Raw genomic sequence first — 22,101 nt, forward strand, 5'->3', positions numbered from 1 at the left:
GGTATGCGAATCCTGCTGGCCACGACCTCCGGAGCAGGCCATTTCGGCCCGTTGCTGCCCTTCGGCTCGGCGTTCCGGGCGCTGGGCCACGACGTGCGCGTCGCCGCGCCCCGGTCGTTCTCCGCCGCCGTCGTCCGCGCCGGCTACCCGTACCTCCCGTGCGACGACGTGCCGCCCGACGAGCTGGCCGCCGCGTACGAGGGCGCGGAGTCGAAGTCGACCGAGGAGCAGAACCTCATGGCCGCCGGGGTCTTCGCCGGACTGGCCCCGCGCGCCATCCTGCCCGGCATGCTCGCCGCGTTCGCCGACTGGCGCCCCGACCTGCTCGTGCGCGAGTTCGCCGAACTCGGCTCGTTCATCGCCGCCGAGGCGCACGACGTCCCCCAGATCCAGGTCCTCGTCGGCCTGCGCCGCTTCCACGACACCACCAAACCCGTCGTCGACGCCCACCTCGGCCCGCTCGCCGCCGCCAACGGCGTGTCCGTCGACCGCCTGTGGAGCCTCCCGAACGCCTCCCTCGTGCCGACGTCGTTCGACGATCCCGGCGTGGACGTGATCCACCGCTTCCGCGACGACGTGGCCCCGCTTGCGCGGTCCGAAGAGGACACTCCCCTGGTCTACGTCTCCTTCGGCACCGTGTCCGCCGCGATCCCCTTCGCCCGCGAGGCTTTCCTCGCCTCCGTGCGCGCGCTGGCCGACCTGCCGGTCCGCCTGCTGGTCACCATCGGCGACGACGGCGACCCGGCCGACTGGGCGTGGGCGCCGGACAACGTGCGCGTGGAGAAGTGGGTCCCGCACCGCGAGGCGCTCCGCGGCGCCTCCGCGCAGGTGTGCCACGGCGGCATGGGGTCGGTGCTGGGCGCGCTCACGGCCGGGGTGCCCGCGGTCGTCGTGCCGCAGTTCGCCGACCACCCGGACAACGGCGAACGCCTGGTCGCCACCGGCACCGGTCTGCGCGTCGGCACCTCCGGGATGGGCGAGTCGGTCGACCCCGACGCCCTGCGCGCCGCCGTGCGCCAGGTGCTCGACGACCCGTCGTTCCGCGTCGCCGCCCGGCGGCTGGCCGACGAGATCGCCGCCCTGCCCTCCGCCGGAGGTGCCCTCGACCTGGTGTGATACTCCCGACCGGCGTCCGCGGTAGACCATCCGGTCGTGCACAATCGGTTCGCCAAGCGAAGCATTCGACCTGGAGTGGCGACACATGGTGCTGGTGTGGGTCATCGGAGCCGTCGTGCTGGTCGCCGCCGGGTTCGGGGCGGTGTTCCTGCCGTGGTGGCGGGCGCGCGACGTGGAGCGGCGGACGGCGTGGTCGGCGGCGCGGGCCGCGATCGACAGCGCCGGGGTCAGCCGGGACGCCTCGCGGTCCCGTGTGGACGAGGCGGAGCGGTTGCTGGCGAAGGCCGAGGCGATCGCCGCCGACCGGGGTGGAACGGCGGCGGCGAGGACGGCGTCGGAGTGCGCGTACCGGGCCGACCGGTTGTGGCGGGAGGCTGTCGATGGGTAGGTGGACCGGGTGGGTGCGGTGGGGAGCGCTCGGCGCGGCGGTGGTCGTGCTGGTGGTGTTCCTGGTCGCGCAGCGGCAGAGCATCGACGTGAGCTACGGGCGGTCGCCGTCGTCCTCCGGCACCGTCGAGGAGGGGTCGGCGGGTGAGCTGAGCGACGCGACCGTGCCGTCGGTGGACGAGATGACGGCGATGGTCGCGGCCGATCCCGTGGTGCGGCTGCCCGGTTCGATCGCGCACTGGGACGAGGGGCTGGTTCGGAACGCGATCGGCGACGCCGACGTCCGCATCCTGGTCGCGCCGCCCGGACTCGACAAGGACGAGCGCGGCCGGGTGCGCGACGTGGACAACGCCCAGCTGCGGGTGCTCGGCACCGAGGTGACCGGCAGCATCTACCAGGCCGCGGCCGACGACCTGCCGAGCTGGCGGGCCCAGTTCGCGACCGGTGACGTGACGAGCCTGCTGGTCACGCTGATCGCCGGGATCCGCGATCAGGACACGCCCGAGGACGTCGACCTGTTCCGCTGGCGGCCGCCGACCGAGGCCGAGACCGCCGCGATCGCGACCGACCTGCGCGCCACCGGCGTGCACATCGCCGACGGGGCGACGCTGACCGACATCCCGAAGTCGGCGGGCCCCGCCTTCCCCGACGGCGGCGCGCTCTACGCCGCGTTCCCCCAGCAGACCTTCGGCGAACCGGTGCCCGAGTACGGGCCGACCTTGGCCGCGCTGTTCCCCGGCAAACCGATCGTGGTGATCTACGGGTCCTGGATCGAGTACCACGGGCCGAACGCGGCGGACTTCACCGACGTGGTCGGGGCGAGCTTCTACGGCCAGGCCGCCGACCGGATCAGCACCTACGACTACCCGCAGGCCAACGTCCTGCACGCCTACCTGAACCGGGTGACCGACGTGCGGTACGCCGGGCTGTTCGAGCGCCCGCTGCCCTACCTGCCGCTCGACCCGCTGCGGGTGGCGCTGCCCGCGCTGCCGTGGCTGTTCGCCGGGTGCGTCGTGGTGTTCCTCGCGCTGTCCGCGCGGTCGCTCCTCGGCCCGCGCCGCGGCGTCCGGTCCACCGGCCCGCCCGCCCGGCTGGCCGGACTGACCGCGCTGGCCATCGAGATGTCCGGACTGACCGACGAGAAGAGCGATCCCGCGTTGACGCGCGGCATCACCAAGCTGCGCGCCGCCGGTGACGCGCTGGAGCAGAACCTGCCCGACGGGCACGTCGGCAAGCTGCTCGACGACGCGGAGGCCGAATTGGACGACACCGCGTGGACGTTGGGGCGCAACGACTACCGCCCGTTCACCTACCTCCGGGGCAGGTTGGCGTGAAGCGGGTCACGAGCTTCCTCGGCACGACCTTCGGCGCGGCCGTCCTCGCCTGCCTGGTCCTCGCGGGCTGGGCGCTGTGGTCGGGCGGTGTCCTCGACGGCCCGATCGCCCGGCAGGTCCGGTCGTCCTCGGTGTACGCCGCGCCCGGCGTCGAACTGGACCAGGCGGCCGCCGAGAAGATCATCGGCAACCGCAGGCTGGTCGTCGCGTTCCTGGCGCCGGACGCCGATCTGAAGGCCGGCTGCAAGAGCGTCCACCAGGCCGCGGACGGCACGATCGCGCTGATGCTCAAGCCCGCCGACGACGAGTACGACAAGTACGCCTGCGCCCTGCTGCCCGACGCCGACGACGAGAACTTCGGCAAGGCGTTCGTCGCGGAGTCGATGATCCGCAACGGGGTCGACCAGTTCGCCGACCGGCCGCTGGAGGCGTTGAAGGTCGTCGCGGTGAACTACGACCTGCTGGTGAAGTCGGGCGCGGTGCCCGACGGCGCCCGCACGATCAGCCCGTCGCTGCCGCGCTACCTCGTCGCGGGCGCCGCCATCGCGGCCGTGGTGCTGGGTGCCGCCGGGATCTACTTCGGCGGGCGGCGGGCGGGGCGACTCGCTGTGGTGCGGCGGGAGAGCCGCGATGCCGCCGGGGACGCGCGGAGCGCGCTGAGCGCGGGCGCGGCGGTGTTGGCGCAGCAGATCATCGACCTGGACGGGCGGTACGCGGGGACGCAGGACAAGGGGTTCGCGAGGAAGTACCGGCGGGTGGTGGTCGACTACACCGACCTGCTGGCCGACATCGCGGCGGGCCGCACGCACCCCGACATGCTCGCGGCCCGCGTCTCGGGGCTGGGCGAACGCTGCGCCAAGCTCTAGCCCTCTACCGCGGTGACCGCGGTCCTCACCGGGTTTCGCGCGTCTCGGGTAGACCCCCCGGCAAGGGTCAGCGGTCACCGCTCTCGCCCCGGCTGGACGGTGATGACGACCTTGCCCGTCGGGTGGCCCCGCGCCAGGTAGCGGACGGCATCGGCGGTGGCGCTCAACGGGTACGTGCGGTCGACGACCGGCCTGAGCGCCCCCGCCTCGATGTGCTCCCGAAGCAGTTCCAGGTCCGCACGGGGCTGGGACGCGACGAACGTGCGGATCCGCTGGCCCACGAACAGCGACAGCGCGAACCCGCGCAACTGGCGGTCGATCCCCCGCAGCAACTTCCCCTCCGCCTCGCCGCCGACGATCACCAGCGTCCCCTTGGGCGTGAGCGCCCGGCGGAGGTGCGCCAGCGTCCGGTTGCCCGCCGTGTCCAGGACGAGGTCGTACCGGGTGCCGTCGGCGAAGTCGGCGCGCGTGTAGTCGATCACCGCGTCCGCGCCGAGCGACCGCACCAAGTCCGCCTTCGCGGGCCCGCACACCCCCGTCACCCGCGCCCCGAACACCTTCGCCAGCTGCACCGCGTACGCGCCCACCCCGCCACCGGCGCCGATCACCAGCACGTCCTGCCCGGCCCGCACCCGCCCGGTGTCCCGCAGTCCCCGCAACGCCGTGCACGCCGACACCGGCACCGCCGCCGCCTGCTCGAACGTCAGGTTCGCGGGCTTCGCCACGAACCCGTCCTCCGCCCCGACCGCGTACTCGGCGAACGCCCCGCCGCACGTGCCGAACACCGCGTCCCCCACCGCGAACCGGGTCACTCCCCGCCCGACCGCCGCGACCTCCCCCGCCACATCCGTACCCAGCCGCCGGTCCTTCGGCACCCGGAGTCCCGACACCAGCCGAACCGGGTACGGCAGCCCCGTCATGAGGTGCCACACCCCCGGATCCACCCCCGCCGCCCGCACCCGCACGAGCACCTGTCCCTCCCCCGCCACCGGCCTGTCCACGTCCACGAACTCCAGGACGTCGGCGGAGCCGTAGACCTCACGCACCACTGCTTTCACGTCATCCCCTTGGTGAATAGCGGAAAACCCCTTCGAGCGGCACACCGAACACCGCCGCGATCTGGAACGCCATTTCCAGCGAAGGCGAGTACTTCCCCTGCTCGATCGCGATCACCGTCTGCCGACTGACCCCGATCCGCGCCGCCAGATCCGCCTGCGTCATCTCCCCGTTCGCGAACCTCAACGCCCGGATCGCGTTCGTCACCCTGGTCACCACGGCCCGAACCCCCGCCGGTAGGCCACGACCTTCGCCACGCCCTCGGCCAATGCCGACAGCACGAAGGCCAGGTAGACGGCGTTCGCGATCCAGAACCGGTCGGCCTCCAGCAACGCCAGCAGCAACGCCGCCACCGCCCCCACAACCACGAACGAATGCCCCGCGTGCTCCCCGAACCGGTAGATCTCCCGATCCCGCTGGTCCTTCTCCTCGACTTCTTCCGCGAACGCGATCGCACTCGCGATGTTCAGCACAATGGCCGCCACGACCGCCGCGACAACCGTCCACACCAACGGCCACGCGTAAGCGACGTCGACCAACGCCGAATCGCCCGCACGCCCGAGAACCACCACGAGGTAGACCGCGTAGGCGACCACCGCCACCACCATCGCGATCCACGACCGTCTTTCTTCGGCTGCCATGGTCCGAATGTAAAGCGAGCCTGACATGGTGTCAAGTTTGCTTAACATCACCGGCCAAAACCGGCCCACCCCTCGGGGTGGGCCGGTCGGAGCTAGGCGGCTTTCGGGTACATGTTCGCCATGCCCGGCGGCGGGGCGAACGGGTGCCAGTAGCCGTGGGGCTGGGCGAGGCGGTCGGCCACGACCCACATGACGGAGGGGTTGTAGCCGAAGCCGAGGTGGCTGCAGGAGACGGCGACGTTCTCGGCGCGCGGGCCCTCCGCGGAGCGGCAGCCCTGCCACGGGACGATGCCGTCGGTCTTCGAGTAGATCGACGTGGCGGGCACGGGGAACGCGGGGCGGGTGTGTTCGGGCGGGGGCTGGGTAGCGCCCGCCTTGTAGAACCTGGCGAGCAGCTGGTAGACCGGGTTGGCCCTGGTGTGCTTCATGTCGGTCATCGCGTACGGGCTGCCCATGGTGATGACCTGGCGGACCAGTTCGGGGTGTTCCCTGGCGATCTCGCGGGCGAAGATGCCGCCGAGGCTCCAGCCGATGACGCTGACCTTGTCGACGCCGCCCAGTTCGCGCAGCAGGGCGCGGATGCCCCGCACGGCGGGCACCGTGGGGCCGATGTTGAGGCCGAGGCCCCAGCCGTGGACGTCGTAGCCGAGGCGGGCGAGGAAGCGGCGCAGGGTGACCGTCGAGCTGTCGGTGGCGCCGAGGCCGGGCAGGACCAGGACGGGGTGGCCGTCGCCGCTCGGGGCGGCGCGCAGCAGCTGCCTGGTGGAGGCGAACTGGCCGATGTCGACGGCGGCCCTCGTCGGTTCGGTGAGGTACCAGAGCAGGCTGGGGGCTTGACCCTCGACGAGGTGGAGAGGAGGCTCGTCCGGCAGTGGGAAGTGGGCGTCTGAAGGTAGGGCTGACATGGCCACCCTCCGTTCACTCGGCGGATCCACTACTCCATGTGTCCATGATGTTTCCTGAACGTGAATCGCGCCACCCCTAGAACGTCTCGGTTGGCTCTCCTCTCACCTCCTTGGCGCTGGACTGCGGCGGACCGCCGGCCCTACGGTTCCACTGTGGACCGGATGAGCGCGATGGACGCAAGCTTCTACTTCGTCGAGGACGAGAACGTGCCGATGCACGTCGGATCGGTGCTGGTGTTCGAGGGGCCCGCCCCCTCCTACGGCGACGTGATCAGGCTCTTCCTCTCGAAGATGGACAGCGTCCCGCGCTACCGGCAGCGGGTGCGGAGCCTTCCCCTACACGTCGGGAGGCCGGTCTGGGTCGATGACGACCACTTCCAGATCCTCTACCACGTCCGGCACACCGCCGTGCCCTCTCCCGGCGGTGACGACCAGCTCCGGAACCTCGCGGGCAGGCTGTTCGCGCAGCGCCTGGACCTGAGCAAGCCGCTGTGGGAGATCTGGCTGGTGGAGGGCCTGGAGGACAACCGCTGGGCGATCATCTCGAAGGTCCACCACTGCCTGATCGACGGCGTGGCGGGCACGGACCTGATGCAGCTGCTGCTCGACGCCCGCAAGGACGTGGCGCTGCCGGAGCCGACCGAGTGGACGCCGCAGCGCAGCCCGTCGCAGTTCGACCTGGTGGTCGACGGTGTGCGCGACGCCGTGTGGACGCCGGTGAAGCACCTGGCGGCGATCCCGGCGTTCGCGCGGAGCCTGCGCAGCGGGTCCGAGCTGCTGGACATCGGGCGCGCGGTGCTGGGCAGCCTGCCGGGCACGGCCAAGCGGCTGACCTCGGCGACGGCGGGCTCGTTGAACGGCCCGATCGGACCGCACCGGCGGTGGGTCTGGACCAAGGCGGACCTCGGCGAGGTCAAGCGGATCCGCAAGGCGACCGGCGGCACCGTCAACGACGTCATCCTGACCGCCATCACGCACGGGTTCCGCGAGCTGCTGGCCAAGCGCGGCGAGCTGGTCGAGGGCCAGGTCGTGCGCACGATGGTGCCGGTGTCGATGCGGGCCGCGAACGAGCACGACCGGTTGGACAACCGGGTCAGCGCGGTGCTGGTGAACCTGCCGGTCAGCTCGCTGGACCCGCTGGACCGGCTGGCGTCGATCCGCGAGCAGATGGACGACCTCAAGGGCAGCCGCCAGGCCGCGGGCGCGGACGTGCTGACGAAGGCGGGCAACTTCGCCGCGCCGACGCTGCTCGCGCTCGGGTCGCGCACCGCGATGCGGTTCCCGCAGCAGCTGCTGCAAACGGTGACGACGAACGTGCCGGGCCCGCGGGTGCCGCTGTACATGCTGGGCAGGCGCCTGCAGAACATCTACCCGTACGTGCCGATCGCCAGCACGATGCGGATCTCAATCGGCATCTTCTCCTACCTCGACGAGATCACGTTCGGCATCAACGCGGACTTCGACGGCGTGCCGGACGTGCAGGTGCTCGCCGACGGGATCCGGGCGGGCTTCGACGAGCTGCTGGCCGTCGCCGCGGCCCCCGCCGAGGGATCCAGGGTCGAGTGATCCCCGGCCTGGTCCAGTCCGTCCTGCTGCTCGCCACCCGCCGGTTCACCGACCGCCGGGTGACCGTGCGCCTCGGCGGGTCCGACGCGACGATGAGGGTCGCCGAGGTCGACTGCACGCTGGGCGCGCTCGGCATGGCGCTCGGCCAGTTCGACGACGTGCGACTGGTCGTGGAGGACGTCGAGTGGGCCGACCGCACCGCCCGCCGGCTCGCCGTGACCTGCCGGGACGTGCACGTGAACCCCGGCCCGACGCTGGTCGCCGGGCCGGTCGACGTCGAGCTGGTCCTGGCGTCGCGGGACCTGCCGGACGTCGAGGTCGGCCCCGACGGCGTGCTGCGCTGGGCGTTCGTGCCGCTGGCGCCGTCGGTGGAGGACGGCGAGCTGTGGGTGACCACCGGGTTCCTGCCGCTGCGCAGGCGGATCGCGGTGCCGCCGCTGCCCGGCGGTCTGCGGCTCACCGGGGTCACCACCCGGCCGGACGAGGTCGTGCTGACCGCGCGGTCCGAACTGTGGCGCGAACGCGTGCCGCTCGGCTCGCTCGTGAAGCTGCTCCGCCCGGCCTGATCAGTCCAGGTCGAGCCAGTCCAGCACCCGTTCCGCGACGACCTCGGGGATCTCGATCTGCGGCACGTGCCCGATGCCCTCGAACACGTCGAACCGCCACGACGGGTGCCGGGCGGCGGTGGCCTTCGCCGAGCCGATCGGGACGAGCCGGTCCTTGTCGCCCGACATCAGGAACACCGGCGCCTTCACGTTCCCCATCGCCCGCCAGTAGGCCCCGCGCCGGGCGTTCACGTACACGATCGACTTCGCCGCGGCCAGGAACGCGCCGTCCAGCCCCGGCACCTCGGCGCGCTGCTCGACCAGGCTCATCGACGCCAGCACCAGCTCCTCGGGCACCTTGGACGAGTCGGCGCACACCAGGTTCATCACCTGCTTGACCTGCTGGCGCGGCGTCTGCCCCGAACGGGCCCTCGCCAGCACCCGCTCCCCCACCCCCGGCAGGGCGTAGAGGAAGAACGTCGACAGGACCAGCGGGTCCGGCCGGATGCCGAGGACCAGCGGCAGCGCCGGGTCGACCAGCACGAGGCGGGACACGGTGTCCGGGTTCGCGGCGGCCTGCAGGATGGAGATCATCCCGCCCATCGAGTTGCCGACCAGCACCACCGGCTTGCGGACGACCTCGCGCAGGAACCTGTTGAGCAGCTGGGCGTTCGCGGCGACCGTCGTCCGCCGACCTTCCGGGTTGGTCAGCCCGAACCCGGCCAGGTCGACCGCGAGGACGTGGGCGTGCCCGACGAGCCTCGGCGCGAGCAGGCACCAGTTCAGGTGCGACCCGCCGAGCCCGTGCACGAGGACGATCGTCGGCGCGTCCGGATCGTCCGGTCCGCCGAAGTCCACGTAGTGCACCGGGCCCGCAAGATCCGCGTACTTGCTGGTCCCGCCCCAGTTCGCCACGCTCATCGCTGTCATACCGACCAGTATGTCGGTTGGGGCTACCAACCGGTAGTCAGAGCGTCTCCACCGCCGGACCGCCCGGAGCGCCGTAAAGACCGGGGCCGTCGACGCGGACGGTGTCGAGGAACGCCGTGGACGCGGTGTACGAGCTGGCGATCAGCTCGGCGGTGTGGCTGAAGTCCAGCGGTGTCACGGATTGCACGGGCGGGCCGGGCAGGTAGAGGACGGGGACGTCGGCGGAGGCCAGCTCGACCTCCAGCACGGCCTGGTTGCGCATGCTGAGGGTGGCCCAGAACAGCAGCGTCTCGGCGAGGGTCCGGGGAACGGTCGGCAGGTGGCCGGGGAACGCGCAGTCCAGCACCACCAACGACTTCGCGCCCATCGCGAGGGCTTGGCGGATCGGGACGTTGGCGAGCACCCCGCCGTCGTAGAGGACGTGGCCCTCGTGGCGCACCGGCGGGTAGACGCCGGGGATGGCGCTGCTGGCCAGGATCGCGGGGACCAGCTCGCCGGTGCGGAGCAGGATCGGCTGGCCGGTCACCGAGTCCACCGCCACCGCGCCGAACGGGAGCCGCAGGTCGGCGAAGTCGGTGGCGCCTCCCAATCCCCGGGAGATCACGTCGGCCAGGCCGGTGTTGGGGAACAGGTGGGTCTTGCCGGTGCGCAGCGTGCGGAGCTGGGCGATCGGGCCGCCGGGGAACACCCTGGCGCGGGTCATTAGCTTCCAGATCCGCGCCAGCCGTTCCGGCGCCCCGTCCGGGTCGAGCGCGAGCAGCGAACCGTTGACCGAGCCCACCGACGTGCCGACGACGAGGTCCGGCGCGATGCCGTGCTCGGCCAGCGCGCGCAGCATCCCGACCTGCCCCGCGCCCAGGCTGCCGCCGCCGCCCAGCACGAAGCCGACCGGGCCGGGGAGTTCCGGGGTCACGACGGGGTCCTCTCGGTGAGGCGGTGCGCGACGGACGGCGGTACCGCGTCGACCCGCATCGCCCACCTCCCGTCCAGCACGGTAACCCGACACCCCGGAACCCGCCGCCGATCGCGGGTCAGGTCACGTCGATCATCCGGATGCGGCCGCCACCGGTCTCGTCGTTGAGCCTGATGGGCCCGGTGAAGCCGTCGACGGTGAAGTCGGGCTGTTCCAGCTGGGTTCGGACCAGCGGCGGGTCCCAGTTCTCCTCCGCCGATTCGCAGGCTCCCGCGATCGCGACGGCCGCCACGCGGAAGGCGTCCGCGCCCGTGCCCTCGTCGCTGCTCACCGCGGTCGGACCGAGGGAGGTCACCGTGACGTGGGCCCACTTGTACTTGGTCAGGTTCCCCGACGCCGCTTCGACGATCATGCCGGGACCCGCGAGCAGCCGGATGGGGTCGTCCGTCCGACTCGCGCACTCCGACACGTTCGACGCCGCGTCGAGAACCTTCCGGATCTGGTCGGCCCGGCCCGCGAAGACCGGGACAACGGTGTCCGCCCGCGTGCACAGCTCCTTGAGCCGGGATTCGGACACCGGTTTGGAGTTCTCCTCGCCGACCTCGATGTCCGTGGCGGGGGTGCCGACACCGCGAGCGGCCAGCACGTCGTGCAACTCGCCGCTGAACAGCACGTCCTCCGGGTCGTAGACGACCGCGGCCCCGGTGTAGCCCCGCTGACCGGTCCACTCGGCCATGCTCGCCGCGAACGCCTTGTTCAGCGGGGCCGACATGAACATGTTGCCCTTCTCGTTGCGCATGCCACTGCCGTACATGCTGCTGCTGATCACCGGCACGTCCGCGAGGCGATCCCGGACGACGTCGCGGGACTTCCGCCTGCTCTGCGAGATGCCGATCACCGCGGCCAGGCCGCCACGGCCGGACTTGCCGCGTGCCATGATGCGGTCCGCGACCCAGTCGCCGTCCTCGAAGCGGTCACCGCTGTTGGCCAGGACGAGTTTGATCGGCACCAGTTGGGCGTTCCCCCTGGCGTCGTCGTTGTGCCTGCGCTGGGCGTCGACCGCACCGTCAAGCTGCCAGATCGCGTTGACCGGGGCGGTGCGCTCCTGGGTGTCCGGCCGGGTCAACGGGGCGAAGAAGACGACCTCCCGGTAGTAGCGCGGGTCGCCGTTCGCGTCCTTGAGCCTGTCGACCGCGTCGTTGTTGGCGAAAACGTCCTGTTCGAGGCTGGTCAGGTTCGGCACGCCCGGCGTGGAGGTCGCGTAGTCGAAACTGCACCCGCCCTCGATCACGCCCACGCGTTCACCTCCCGCGTTGATCATCGTGTCCGAACACCCGCTCGAGTGGTACCGGTAGGCGACGACCCCGGCCACCGAGGCGACCACCAGCGCGGTGGCCACCAGGGGCGCCAGCGCGGACACCCGACCCGGCACTCGCGGCGCGACTCGCAGGTGCGACTCGATCCAGCCCTTCGCGCGGACGTCCTCGGGTTCGTCGAGCCGGATCGGCAACCACGGCGGGGTCGGCAGGGCGGCCCCGTTGACGAATGAGCGGAGCACCGGCACCGCACCGCCGGCCGTACGCGGTTCCCCTGCCTTTTCCGCCGTGTCCGCCGGGGTCAGCGCGGAGATCACCAGCAGCGGGGCCACCGGCCAGCCCGCGGTCAGTTCGGCGTAGAGGTCCACCAGGGTCGCGGCGAGCGGGTCGGTGCCGTCGAGCAGCAGCACCGGGGTCCAACGGCGGCGCCTGCGGTGCGGGAGGAACCGCTTGCGCCGCATGAACAACTCCAGGTCGCGCAGGAGCGCCTCGAACAGGATCCGGCGGCGCAAGCTGGTGACGTCCGGCAGCCCACCGCCCGGCAGCAACCACACCGCCTGGTCGAGGAAGTCGCCGTGCAGGCCGTTGGCCTTGTTGACCTGGGCGCCGAACCAGCGCAATCGGCGGCCGTTGAGCCTGCGGGCGAACCACCAGCGGCTCGGGGCCGCCAGGAGCGCGCTCAGCACCAGGCCGACGAGCTTGCTGGGGAACTCGGCGGCGATGGCCGTCCGGTGGATCCAGGACAGCAGGGGACGCCGCTTCGCCCACTCCTGCTCGAGTTGCCGCAGCAGCCCGGTGCGAGCCTGCCGGGCGCTCACCACAACGATCGCCCCGCCCGCTTCGACCACGTCGAGGCAGGTGGTGAACTGCCGGGTCCGCCAGCGCCTTCCCGCTCCCGAGGGGATCGTCGCCCGGAATTGGCTCGCGAGCTGGTCGAGCAGGCTGACGTCGGGCATCTCGTGGGCCCTCGCCATGCCGAACGCGGCCTCGCCCGCGTAGGCGTGCGGGACCAGGCTGCGGTGCTTGACGTCGGTCAGCCTGTCGCGGTAGCCCTCCAGGAAGCCGCGAGCGTCGGCGATCTCCCCTGAAGTCGTGACGACGACCAGCGGCGGCAGGTGCGGTCTTGTCGCCACGACGCCGTCGAGCAACGAGATCACGTCCTGCACGCCGGGTAAGGGCTTGATCATTCCTGGTCCTCCGCAAGTCGATGACGACCGAACGCAGGAGTGAAGTCTTCCGAATGGCCCTGTTCGTTACGCCATCCGCCTCATCCGGACACAGCGGGTGACCGCTGCGGTAGCCAGGTCTGCTCGTGATGCGAACCGCCGGGCTCACCGGGGCGGCTGAAGCGGGGAGGGGCCGTCGGGATGCGATCAGGCGTTACGACGGACGCGGAGTCCGGACCTGGCCGGGCTCGAACGGCGTGACCGGTCCACCCGATCGGAACCCGCCGCCGGTCGCGGGACGTCGCGGCGGCACGTCTTTGTCTTGCAGGACAACCGGACCCGGCAACAGCATTCGGCCGTACCGGACAGCGCGTTGAACGTGAGATTTTCTCCGATTAATCGACGAGGTGTCGAATTCCCCGTCTCCCCGGCGAACAAAGCCCCTCGGACCCCGCGGGGGGATTGGTCCCAACGGCGCAGCGAATTGCGCCGTCGACCCGACACCCCACCGACCGCGGGCACGTGAGGGCGGGCACAATGCCTGTCCGTGACGACTTCCATTCACCAGAGGATCGCCGACGAGCTCGGTGTGCGCGCGGGGCAGGTCACAGCGGCCGTCGACCTGCTCGACGGCGGGGCCACCGTGCCGTTCATCGCCCGCTACCGCAAGGAAGTGACCGGCACGCTCGACGACACCCAGCTGCGCACGCTGGAGGAACGCCTCGGCTACCTGCGGGAGCTGGAGGAGCGCCGCGCCGCGGTGATCGACTCCGTTCGCACCCAGGGCAAGCTGGACGACGCGCTGCACGCGCAGCTCCTCGCCGCCGACTCGAAGGCGCGACTGGAGGACCTCTACCTGCCGTTCAAGCCGAAGCGGCGCACCAAGGCGCAGATCGCTCGCGAGCAGGGCCTCGAACCGCTCGCCGACCGGCTGCTCGCCGACCCGTCGCACAACCCGCAGGAGCTGGCGGCCGGGTTCGTGACCGAGGAGGTCGCGGACGTGGCGGCGGCGCTCCTGGGCGCCCGGTCGATCCTGGTCGAGCGGTTCGGCGAGGACGGCGACCTGATCGGCGAGCTGCGCGAGCGGATGTGGACGCGCGGCCGCCTGGTCTCGAAGCTGCGCGACGGCAAGGAGGAGGACGGGTCCAAGTTCTCCGACTACTTCGACTTCTCCGAGCCGTTCACGAAGCTGCCCTCGCACCGGATCCTCGCGATGTTCCGCGGCGAGAAGGAGGAGGCGCTCGACCTCGCGCTGGAGCCCGAAGAGGCGCCGGAGGAGGGCCCGACCACCTACGAGACCCGGATCGCACAGCGCTTCGGCGTCGCCGACCGCGGCAGGCCCGCCGACCGCTGGCTCAACGACACGGTGCGCTGGGCGTGGCGGACGCGCATCCTGATCCACCTCGGCATCGACCTGCGGTCGCGGCTGCGCCAGTTCGCCGAGGACGAGGCCGTGCGCGTGTTCGCCTCCAACCTGCGCGACCTGCTGCTGGCCGCCCCGGCGGGCACCCGCGCCACGATGGGCCTGGACCCCGGTTTCCGCACCGGCGTGAAGGTCGCGATCGTGGACGCGACCGGCAAGGTGATGGCGCACGACACGATCTACCCGCACCAGCCCGCGAACAAGTGGGACCAGTCGATCCACACCCTGGCCGCGCTGGCGAAGAAGTACGACGTCGAACTGGTCGCGATCGGCAACGGCACCGCCTCGCGCGAGACGGACAAGCTCGCGGGCGACCTGATCACCAAGCACCCCGATCTGAAGCTCACCAAGGTCATGGTGTCCGAGGCGGGGGCGTCGGTGTACTCCGCTTCGGCGTTCGCGTCGCAGGAGCTGCCGGGGCTCGACGTGTCGATCCGCGGCGCGGTCTCCATCGCGCGGCGGTTGCAGGACCCGCTGGCCGAACTGGTGAAGATCGACCCGAAGTCCATCGGCGTCGGCCAGTACCAGCACGACCTCGCCGAGGCGAAGCTGTCGAAGTCGCTGGACGCGGTGGTCGAGGACTGCGTGAACGCGGTCGGCGTCGACCTGAACACCGCGTCGGCCCCGCTGCTGACCCGCGTCTCCGGCATCACGTCCGGCCTGGCCGAGAACATCGTGCTGCACCGCGACTCCAACGGCCCGTTCCGCTCGCGCAAGGCGCTCAAGGACGTGGCGCGGCTGGGCCCGAAGGCGTTCGAGCAGTGCGCGGGCTTCCTGCGCATCCCGAACGCCGACGACCCGCTGGACGGCTCCACCGTGCACCCCGAGGCCTACCCGGTGGTGCGGCGGATGCAGCAGGCCGTCGGCGGCGAGTCCGTGGTCGGCAACGTGGCGCTGCTGAAGTCGTTGCGGGCGGAGAAGTTCGTCGACGAGACGTTCGGCCTGCCGACGATCACCGACATCCTGCGCGAACTGGAGAAGCCCGGCCGCGACCCGCGCCCGGCGTTCAAGACCGCGACCTTCGCCGACGGCGTCGAGAAGCTCGGCGACCTGCGGCCCGGCATGGTGCTGGAGGGCGTGGTGACCAACGTCGCCGCGTTCGGGGCGTTCGTCGACATCGGCGTCCACCAGGACGGGCTGGTACACATCTCGGCGCTGTCCAGCGACTACGTGAAGGACCCGCGGGACGTGGTGAAGTCGGGTGATGTCGTGAAGGTGAAGGTGATGGAGATCGACATCCCGCGGAAGCGGATCGGGTTGACGATGCGGTTGCAGGATGAGCCGGGGAAGGCGAAGGAGCCGCAGCAGCGGGGTGGCGGCGGCCAGGGCAGGCCGCGCGGCGGTGGTCAGGGCCAGCCGAAGCAGCAGCAGCGCCCGGACCGCGCCCCCGCGGCGGGCTCGATGGCCGACGCGCTCCGACGCGCCGGCCTCGGCAAGTAGCCCAACCCCGCGAGTCGAACACCCAGGCACCCCGTGTCGAACGCTCGGGCACCCGTGTCACGTTGCCCCGTTCCGGTGCGCCACCTTGGCGCCCGTGGGCTACTTGGCGCGGGTGCCCTTGGCCTTGACCAGGTCGGATTCGAAGAGGTTCTCGATGACCGCCAGGCCGCCCTTGACCTTGTCGTCGGGGCGGGCGATGTAGGACTGGGTGGCGGATGGCCTGCCCGCGACGGAGAAGCGGAGCGGGCCGGTGAGGCCGCGGGTTTCGACGCCGTTGGTGTTCTGGAACGCCTTGATGACGCCGTCGCGGGTCAGGTCCTTATCGGCGCAGGCCTTCTCCAGGACGGCGGCGAAGGCCGTGGCGACGACGTAGCCGTGGTTGACGGCGCCGTTGGGCTCGATGTCGGGGTAGTGGGACTCGAAGGCCTTGGCGACGGCTTGAGGGCCCGGTGCGTCGGTGCCGTACGGGGCGATCGGGGAGACGACCTGCATCTGCCTCAGAACGGCCGGGGCGGCCAGGGATTTGAGGATGGCGGGGTCGTAGCCCGCCGCGTTGACCATGAACGGGACGTTCCAGCCGAGGTCGGTGGCGGCTACGACGGCCAGTGCGGTCTGGGCGGGGCTGGTGCTGAGGACGACGGCTTTGGCGCCCGCGGCTTTGAGGGCCGTGATCTGGGCGGTGAGGTCGTCGGCGCCTTCGGCGACCGACTTCTCGGCGAGCGCGAGGTTCCACTGCTGGGCGGCGAAGGTGCTGCCCTCGAGGGCGTTGGAGCCGAAGTCGCCGTCCACGTGGATGTGGCCGATGGTGTCGCCGTCGGCGATGACGCCGGTGCGCTTGAGGTGGTCGAGGCCGTTCATCACGTCGATGTCGTAGGTGCCGCCGACGATCATCATGTTCGGGTTGCCCAGCAGCGAGGCCGACCAGGAGACGGGTGCGGCCAGGGCGCGGGTCTGGATGAGATCCGGGGCGATCGCCGTGGTCATCGCCGCGCCGGTGAGGTCGAGGAAGCCGAGCACCTTGGGTTCGAGGTCGAAGTAGCCGTCCAGCGCCCGCTGCACGGTGAAGCCGTGGTCTTTCAGGATCAACTCGACCTTGCGGCCGCAGATGCCGCTGCGGGCGTTGAGCTCGTCGATGAACAGCTCGTAACCCTTGATCCTGACCAGGGCGGTGGGCGAGAACGGACCGGTCATGTCGGTCAGCACGCCGAGCGAGATGGTTTCGCCGGTGACACCGGGACCGGACTTGACCTCGACGGACTTCACGCCGGAGGCGCAAGCCGCGGCGGTCAGGGCGACCGTCAAAGCGGCGGCCAGGGCGCGACGGAACAAGGGGGACTCCCACCGGAGAAGTTACCTGCTGGTAGCAGTGTATTCATCTCAAATGGCGAAAGTAAGTGTTAATGTGATAGCTGCCACCGCCGCGAACTATTGACGTAAGACTTCCGTACCCCTCCACATTGGACAAACGGCGCCCCCCGAAATCGGGGAGCGCCATCTTGCCTACAGGTAGGACCGTTGACCCTGCCCCCAGGACATCGCCGCGGCCAGCTGCGCGCGGCGACCGATCTCCAGTTTGCGGTAGATCCGGGTGATGTGGAGTTCGACCGCGCGGGTTGACACCGAGAAGTGCTCGGCGATCTGCCGGTTGGTCTTGCCCTCCAACATCATCAGCGCGATCCGCCGTTCGTGCGGCGTGAGCGGGTCGTGGTCGATCGAGTCGACCGCCTGCCCGTCACGCGGACGCACCAGCGCGGGCTCCGGACGCTCGACCTGGGGCACGCCCATGAGGACGTGCCACTGGCGAACGCGGAGTTCCGCGATCACGTGCGACCTGATGTACGGGTCGGCCCGGATCAGCTCGCGGACCGCCTGCTCGTCCGAGGCCTGGCACAGCAGCATCGCCGCCGTGCCGTCACCGACCAACCCGCCGCCGATCAGAACTCCCTGATCGGCGAGACGCTTCCAGTAATCACGGTGTGCCACGTGAATCGATCTGCGCACATCGCCAGCGTCCCTGAAAATCATCTCAATGATGAAAGCCACTGGTTGATCCCCATTTCATTCAGCGGCCGATAACAACTCCCCTACTTAACTGCGGTCATTTTGTCTAGTCAAGTGACACAGATCACAGTACATATACCGAAGCCATATGAGTGGCATAGCGGCGGGGTCAGTCGAGCCGTTTGACGAACCAATGATCCGCGTACGGACCCTCTGAAAACGCAGGTACTTCCGCGTATCCGTGCCGCGCGTACAAGGCCCTCGCCTCGACGAGGTCCTTGCGGGTGTCGAGCCTGATCGACCTCGCCCCGAGGTCCGCGGCGGCGCGTTCGACGGCACCCAGCAGCACCGCCCCACCACCCTGGCCCCGCCGGTCCTCGCGCACGAACACGCGCTTGAGCTCCACGGTGTCCGCGTCCACCCGGTTCAGCCCGGCGCACCCCACCGCGACCCCGCCCACGCGCGCGACCACCAGCAGGTCCAACCGGTAGTCCTCCCCGTCGGCCAGCTCCTCGTCCACGTCCTCCTCGGTCCCCGGCCTCCCCCAGTAGCGCCCGATGATCTCCAGCAGGTAGCCGCGGAGCAGCGCGATGGCGTCGGGGGTGTCCACCGGCTCCGGCGCCGCGGTCCAGGTTGTCGTCACGTCCGCCATCGTCGCCGGTCCGTCCACCGGATTACCGACTCGGCCGTTCGCCGACCGTGTCGGGAGCCGATCGCCGTGAGAAGGTGGCCGGGTGGTGAAACTCGAACGCGACGCGGCAGGTCTGGCCGTGCTGACCATCGACGCTCCCCCGCTGAACCTCTACACCGCCGAGCTGCACGACCAGCTCATCGCGGCGATCGTCGAGGTCGAGGAGGACGCTCCCCGCGCGCTGCTGATCCGCGCCGAGGGGAAGGTCGTGACCGGCGGGGTCGACGTCTCGCTGTTCGCGGCGCAGAGCGGCCCCGCCGAGGCGAAGGTGCTGTTCGACCGGATGCTCGAACTCCCCAACCGGATCGCCGCGCTGCCGTTCCCGACCGTGTTCGCCGCCCACGGCCTCACGCTCACCTGGGCGTTCGAGGTGGCGGTGGCGTGCGACCTGATCCTGGCCGCGGCACGGGCCAAGTTCGGACTGGTCGAGAAGGTCATCGGCCTCACGCCCACGATGGGCGGCACGCAGCGGCTGGCCGCCCGCGCCGGGGTCGCGCGGGCCAAGGAGTTCGTGATGACCGGCGAGCGGTACGACGCCGCGACGCTGGAGCGGTGGAACGTGGTCAACCGCGTGCTGGCCGACGACGGCTTCGACGACGCCGCCCGCCAGTTCGCCTCGGCACTGGCGGCGGGACCGACGAAGGCGCACACGGCGACCAAGCGGGTCATCGCGCACTTCGAGCACGGCGGGGTGCCGGAGGCGGACGCGCACGTCACGGCGATCGCCGCCGAGCTGTTCACCACCGAGGACCTGCCGAACGCGGTCCGCTCGTTCCTCGCCGACGGCCCCGGCAAGGCCACGTTCACCGGCCGCTAGGCCCTAGGACCGGCTCAGCGCGGGTCGAACGTCGAGGCCGCGTACCAGGCGAGAGCGGAGCGCAGCTCGCCGACGTCGTGGCCCTGGCGCGCCTTGCCCTTGTCGTGCGACAGCGGGTAGGCGCGGTAGCCGCCCTTGTACGGCTTGAACGTGCCGTAGCCCAGGGTCTCCGGTTCACCGGCGGCGTTCACCAGCCAGACGACCAGCCACGGCTTGCCGCGGCGGTACACGACCTTGACCTTGGACAGGGCGTACCAGGGCAGCTTGCGCTCCTTGGGACCGCAGGTCACCTTCAGCCCGTCCGGGCCCACGTCCAGGACCAGGCGCGGCGCAAGGGCCGCGAAGACCAGCCGCACGGTCCACAGGGCGAACACCAGGCAGATCACCATGGCGGGGTAGATGATGAGCTCACCCCGCGCGGAGTCCGTGAGGGCGTACGCCGTCAGGGTGACGAACCCGCTCATCGCGGCCCACGCGACATCGGCCACCCTGGACGTGCTGAACCGCACGCCCACCGCCTGCTGCTTCTTGACGGGCTCGGCGGGGATGACCTTGTCGACCACCGCCCGCACGGCCTTCTCGACCTGCTTCGCGGTGATCGGCGGGATGAGCTTGGCGGGCGCGGCGGGCGGGTCCTCGACCATCAGCCTGGTCGGCGGTTTGCCGTTCGGCGTGGGCAGCGCGCGCAGCTCGGTGTGCCGCTGCTCCACGAGCGTGCGGATCGGCGCGGGCAGCCAGGTGTCGTCCAGGTGCGGCACGTCGATCATCGACAGCAGCCTCGCCGGGGTCGGCCGGTGGGCGGGGTCGCGGACCAGGCACGGCACGATCAGCGGCACCAACGCGGGCGGCACCCGCGACAGGTCCGGCTCCTGGTGCACCACGCGGTAGACCAGCGCGGACGTGGAGCCGTCGCCGAACGGGCCGCTGCCGGTCGCGGCGTAGACCAGCACGGCGCCGAGCGCGAACACGTCGCTCTGCGGGCCGATCTTCGTGCCGACGACCTGCTCGGGCGAGAGGAAGCCGGGGGTGCCGAACACGACACCGGCCTCGGTGAGCGCGGTGTGCTCCAGCGCCCGCGCGATGCCGAAGTCGATCACCCGCGGGCCGTCCGCGGCCAGCAGCACGTTGGACGGCTTGAGGTCGCGGTGCACCAGACCGGCGCCGTGGATCGCGACCAGCGCCTCCGCCAGCCCCGCGGCCAACCGGCGCACGGACTGCTCGGGCAGCGGCCCGTGCGTCTCGACGGCCTGCTGGAGGGTCGGTCCGACCACGTACTCCGTCGCCATCCACGGCCGTTCGGCGTCCGGGTCCGCGTCGACGACGGCGGCCGTCCAGAACCCGCCGACCGCACGGGCCATGTCGACCTCGCGGCGGAAGCGCTCGCGGAACACCGGGCTCTCGGCCAGTTCGGCGCGGGCGACCTTCACCGCGACCGGGCGGCCACCACGGGAACGGCCGAGGTACACCGAGCCCATCGCACCCCGCCCCAGGGCCCTGAGCAGCACGTAGTCCCCGATGCGCTGCGGCCCGTCCACGGGCAGTGGCTGCACCTGGCATTCCTCCTCAACAACGACGCCACCACCAGAGTAGAGCGAACCGACCCCTACTCGTGGTGACCAGCGATTTTCTCCTGCGGTCCGATGCGGGTTCCCGGCTCCCACCTCGGCGAAACGGTTCATTTTGGTCAACACTGAAGCAATAGTGCTCGGCAGATGAGAAACGGCCCACCCTGCGGACCCGCTCGATTTCGCCGGTGTGGGAGCGGTTGCAAGGATGGTGGGGTGGTCGTCATCAGCGGAACAACCCCCGCCCCCTTCCGGCTCGTGTCACTGGTGCCGTTGGCGGCCGTGAGCGCCGCGGTCGGTCTCAGCTCGGCGCTCGCGCTCCCGTTCATGTCGCTGTTCCTGAGCACCGAGGTCGGCGCGAGCCCGGTCGCGCTGGGCACGTTCCTGCTGATCACGCCGCTCGCTTCGCTGGTGGCCAGCACCCTGCTCGGCAGGCTGTCCGACGCGCGGGCGGTGCGCCGCACCCTGCTGATCGTCGGCGCGACGGCGGGGAGCGCCGGGTACGCCCTGTTCACGGTGCTGCGGAACTACTGGGTGCTGCTGCTGGTGTCCACGACGCTGGTCGCGGTGGCGTCGTCGCTGCTGCCCCAGATGTTCGCCTACGCCAAGCAGGTGCTGGAACGGGGTGGCTCGACGAAGGCCCCGCTGATCATCACGGCCCTGCGCACGGTGATCTCGCTGGCCTGGGTCGCCGGGCCGCCCGTGGCCGCGCTGCTGGTCGCGAAGACCGGGTTCACCGGCCTGTACACGGCGACGGCGCTGGCGTACGCGGTGGTGGCCCTGCTCAGCTCCCGGCTGCCCGAGGTGGCCGCGGCGCCGCCCGTCGAGGAGGCGGCCGAGCCGGTGGTCCCCGGTCCCCGCCCGAGCCTGCCGCTGTCCGTGGTGGCGTTCATCCTGCTCCAGAGCGGGGTGACCCTCGGCGTGATCACGGTTCCGCTGTTCGTGACCGAGCAGCTGCACGGCACCACGACCGACGCGGGCCTCGTCCTCGGCCTGTGCGCCGGGCTGGAGATCCCGCTGATGATGGGGTTCGGGGTGCTGGCGACGCGGATCGACCACCGCAAGCTCGTGCTCGCGGGCGCCACGGCGGCGCTCGGCTACCACTGCGCCATGCTGCTCGCGCAGAACACCTGGCAGGTCGCCGCGGCGCAGGTGCTCAACGCCGTGGTGATCTCGGCGGTGATGGGCATCGGCATCTCGTACTTCCAGAACCTGTCGCCGGGCCGCCCCGGTCACGCGACCACGATGTTCACCAACTCGACCACGATCTCGTCGATGCTCGCCGGACCCCTGCTCGCCGTCGCGCAGCTGCTGACCTACCGGACCGCCTACGGCATGAGCCTGGTGATGTCCGTGCTCGGCCTCGGATTCCTGCTGCTCGCCCGCCCCAGGACCAGCTGAGGCCCTCCGAGCACGACGAAGG

Annotated in this window: 20 protein-coding genes; 9 read left to right on the forward strand and 11 right to left on the reverse strand. The window is 71.0% G+C overall.

Annotated features, from left to right (window positions below; genetic code table 11):
• Positions 1-3: 3 nt before the first annotated feature.
• The 4 genes from RM788_RS12900 (at position 4) to RM788_RS12915 (ending at position 3,703) form a co-directional block, all read left to right on the forward strand.
• A complete protein-coding gene (locus tag RM788_RS12900) occupies positions 4-1,116 on the forward strand; it encodes a glycosyltransferase (RefSeq protein WP_315931871.1) in 1,113 nt (370 codons plus the stop codon).
• Between the two features lie 85 nt (positions 1,117-1,201).
• On the forward strand, positions 1,202-1,504 hold the full coding sequence (locus RM788_RS12905) for a DUF6403 family protein (protein ID WP_315931872.1): 303 nt from the start codon (positions 1,202-1,204) through the stop codon (positions 1,502-1,504).
• The gene (locus RM788_RS12910) at positions 1,497-2,837 is read left to right on the forward strand and encodes a hypothetical protein (RefSeq protein WP_315931873.1); all 1,341 of its coding nucleotides are present in this window, start codon (positions 1,497-1,499) and stop codon (positions 2,835-2,837) included. The genes RM788_RS12905 and RM788_RS12910 overlap by 8 nt, the downstream gene beginning before the upstream one ends.
• On the forward strand, positions 2,834-3,703 hold the full coding sequence (locus RM788_RS12915) for a hypothetical protein (protein ID WP_315931874.1): 870 nt from the start codon (positions 2,834-2,836) through the stop codon (positions 3,701-3,703). The genes RM788_RS12910 and RM788_RS12915 overlap by 4 nt, the downstream gene beginning before the upstream one ends.
• Positions 3,704-3,777: 74 nt before the next feature.
• Here RM788_RS12915 and RM788_RS12920 read toward each other — a convergent pair whose 3' ends face one another.
• From RM788_RS12920 to RM788_RS12935, 4 genes are all read right to left on the reverse strand, one after another.
• The gene (locus RM788_RS12920; RefSeq protein WP_315931875.1) at positions 3,778-4,761 is read right to left on the reverse strand and encodes an NAD(P)-dependent alcohol dehydrogenase; all 984 of its coding nucleotides are present in this window, start codon (positions 4,759-4,761) and stop codon (positions 3,778-3,780) included.
• 1 nt (position 4,762) lies between these two features.
• Positions 4,763-4,975, reverse strand: coding sequence for a helix-turn-helix transcriptional regulator (locus tag RM788_RS12925; RefSeq protein WP_315934623.1), 213 nt, complete (start codon positions 4,973-4,975; stop codon positions 4,763-4,765).
• Positions 4,972-5,400, reverse strand: coding sequence for a hypothetical protein (locus tag RM788_RS12930; RefSeq protein WP_315931876.1), 429 nt, complete (start codon positions 5,398-5,400; stop codon positions 4,972-4,974). Before RM788_RS12930 ends, RM788_RS12925 begins: the two co-directional genes overlap by 4 nt.
• Positions 5,401-5,492: 92 nt before the next feature.
• The gene (locus RM788_RS12935) at positions 5,493-6,305 is read right to left on the reverse strand and encodes an alpha/beta fold hydrolase (RefSeq protein WP_315931877.1); all 813 of its coding nucleotides are present in this window, start codon (positions 6,303-6,305) and stop codon (positions 5,493-5,495) included.
• Between the two features lie 162 nt (positions 6,306-6,467).
• Here RM788_RS12935 and RM788_RS12940 point away from each other — a divergent pair, with 162 nt between their 5' ends.
• The gene (locus RM788_RS12940; protein ID WP_315931878.1) at positions 6,468-7,871 is read left to right on the forward strand and encodes a WS/DGAT/MGAT family O-acyltransferase; all 1,404 of its coding nucleotides are present in this window, start codon (positions 6,468-6,470) and stop codon (positions 7,869-7,871) included.
• Positions 7,868-8,437 (forward strand): hypothetical protein, encoded by a 570-nt coding sequence (locus RM788_RS12945; RefSeq protein WP_315931879.1) that lies wholly within the window; start codon positions 7,868-7,870, stop codon positions 8,435-8,437. Before RM788_RS12940 ends, RM788_RS12945 begins: the two co-directional genes overlap by 4 nt.
• On the opposite strand, the gene RM788_RS12950 is transcribed toward RM788_RS12945, so the two are convergent.
• The 3 genes from RM788_RS12950 to RM788_RS12960 all read right to left on the reverse strand — a co-directional run bounded on the left by RM788_RS12950 (position 8,438) and on the right by RM788_RS12960 (position 12,762).
• Positions 8,438-9,346, reverse strand: coding sequence for an alpha/beta fold hydrolase (locus RM788_RS12950; protein WP_315931880.1), 909 nt, complete (start codon positions 9,344-9,346; stop codon positions 8,438-8,440).
• Between the two features lie 37 nt (positions 9,347-9,383).
• On the reverse strand, positions 9,384-10,259 hold the full coding sequence (locus tag RM788_RS12955; protein ID WP_315931881.1) for a patatin-like phospholipase family protein: 876 nt from the start codon (positions 10,257-10,259) through the stop codon (positions 9,384-9,386).
• Positions 10,260-10,377: 118 nt separating this feature from the next.
• Positions 10,378-12,762, reverse strand: coding sequence for a hypothetical protein (locus RM788_RS12960; RefSeq protein WP_315931882.1), 2,385 nt, complete (start codon positions 12,760-12,762; stop codon positions 10,378-10,380).
• Between the two features lie 526 nt (positions 12,763-13,288).
• On the opposite strand from RM788_RS12960, the gene RM788_RS12965 reads away from it, so the two are divergent.
• Positions 13,289-15,604, forward strand: coding sequence for a Tex family protein (locus RM788_RS12965; protein ID WP_315931883.1), 2,316 nt, complete (start codon positions 13,289-13,291; stop codon positions 15,602-15,604).
• Between the two features lie 99 nt (positions 15,605-15,703).
• On the opposite strand, the gene RM788_RS12970 is transcribed toward RM788_RS12965, so the two are convergent.
• The 3 genes from RM788_RS12970 to RM788_RS12980 all read right to left on the reverse strand — a co-directional run bounded on the left by RM788_RS12970 (position 15,704) and on the right by RM788_RS12980 (position 18,257).
• Positions 15,704-16,933, reverse strand: coding sequence for an ABC transporter substrate-binding protein (locus RM788_RS12970; RefSeq protein WP_315931884.1), 1,230 nt, complete (start codon positions 16,931-16,933; stop codon positions 15,704-15,706).
• Positions 16,934-17,104: 171 nt separating this feature from the next.
• Positions 17,105-17,629 carry a helix-turn-helix transcriptional regulator gene (locus RM788_RS12975; RefSeq protein ID WP_170155974.1) on the reverse strand — a complete coding sequence of 175 codons (525 nt, stop codon included), beginning with the start codon at positions 17,627-17,629 and terminating at the stop codon, positions 17,105-17,107.
• A gap of 145 nt (positions 17,630-17,774) precedes the next feature.
• Positions 17,775-18,257 (reverse strand): GNAT family N-acetyltransferase, encoded by a 483-nt coding sequence (locus tag RM788_RS12980; protein WP_399344979.1) that lies wholly within the window; start codon positions 18,255-18,257, stop codon positions 17,775-17,777.
• Between the two features lie 82 nt (positions 18,258-18,339).
• On the opposite strand from RM788_RS12980, the gene RM788_RS12985 reads away from it, so the two are divergent.
• Positions 18,340-19,113 (forward strand): enoyl-CoA hydratase/isomerase family protein, encoded by a 774-nt coding sequence (locus RM788_RS12985; protein ID WP_399343439.1) that lies wholly within the window; start codon positions 18,340-18,342, stop codon positions 19,111-19,113.
• Positions 19,114-19,127: 14 nt separating this feature from the next.
• Here RM788_RS12985 and RM788_RS12990 read toward each other — a convergent pair whose 3' ends face one another.
• Complete coding sequence (locus tag RM788_RS12990) at positions 19,128-20,663, reverse strand: serine/threonine-protein kinase (protein WP_315931886.1); 1,536 nt, start codon at positions 20,661-20,663, stop codon at positions 19,128-19,130.
• A gap of 231 nt (positions 20,664-20,894) precedes the next feature.
• On the opposite strand from RM788_RS12990, the gene RM788_RS12995 reads away from it, so the two are divergent.
• Positions 20,895-22,079, forward strand: coding sequence for a sugar efflux transporter (locus tag RM788_RS12995; protein WP_315931887.1), 1,185 nt, complete (start codon positions 20,895-20,897; stop codon positions 22,077-22,079).
• Positions 22,080-22,101 lie beyond the last annotated feature (22 nt).

The organism is Umezawaea sp. Da 62-37 (assembly GCF_032460545.1).
Classification (GTDB): Bacteria; Actinomycetota; Actinomycetes; order Mycobacteriales; family Pseudonocardiaceae; genus Umezawaea.

Excerpts from the sequence above, each read along its gene's own strand:
- RM788_RS12900 (WP_315931871.1), top strand. The coding sequence starts at position 4 with ATGCGAATCCTGCTGGCCACGACCTCCGGAGCAGGCCATTTCGGCCCG.
- RM788_RS12905 (WP_315931872.1), top strand. The coding sequence starts at position 1,202 with ATGGTGCTGGTGTGGGTCATCGGAGCCGTCGTGCTGGTCGCCGCCGGG.
- RM788_RS12910 (WP_315931873.1), top strand. The coding sequence starts at position 1,497 with ATGGGTAGGTGGACCGGGTGGGTGCGGTGGGGAGCGCTCGGCGCGGCG.
- RM788_RS12930 (WP_315931876.1), bottom strand. The coding sequence starts at position 5,400 with ATGGCAGCCGAAGAAAGACGGTCGTGGATCGCGATGGTGGTGGCGGTG.
- RM788_RS12935 (WP_315931877.1), bottom strand. The coding sequence starts at position 6,305 with ATGTCAGCCCTACCTTCAGACGCCCACTTCCCACTGCCGGACGAGCCT.
- RM788_RS12940 (WP_315931878.1), top strand. The coding sequence starts at position 6,468 with ATGAGCGCGATGGACGCAAGCTTCTACTTCGTCGAGGACGAGAACGTG.
- RM788_RS12950 (WP_315931880.1), bottom strand. The coding sequence starts at position 9,346 with ATGACAGCGATGAGCGTGGCGAACTGGGGCGGGACCAGCAAGTACGCG.
- RM788_RS12960 (WP_315931882.1), bottom strand. The coding sequence starts at position 12,762 with ATGATCAAGCCCTTACCCGGCGTGCAGGACGTGATCTCGTTGCTCGAC.
- RM788_RS12975 (WP_170155974.1), bottom strand. The coding sequence starts at position 17,629 with ATGATTTTCAGGGACGCTGGCGATGTGCGCAGATCGATTCACGTGGCA.
- RM788_RS12980 (WP_399344979.1), bottom strand. The coding sequence starts at position 18,257 with ATGGCGGACGTGACGACAACCTGGACCGCGGCGCCGGAGCCGGTGGAC.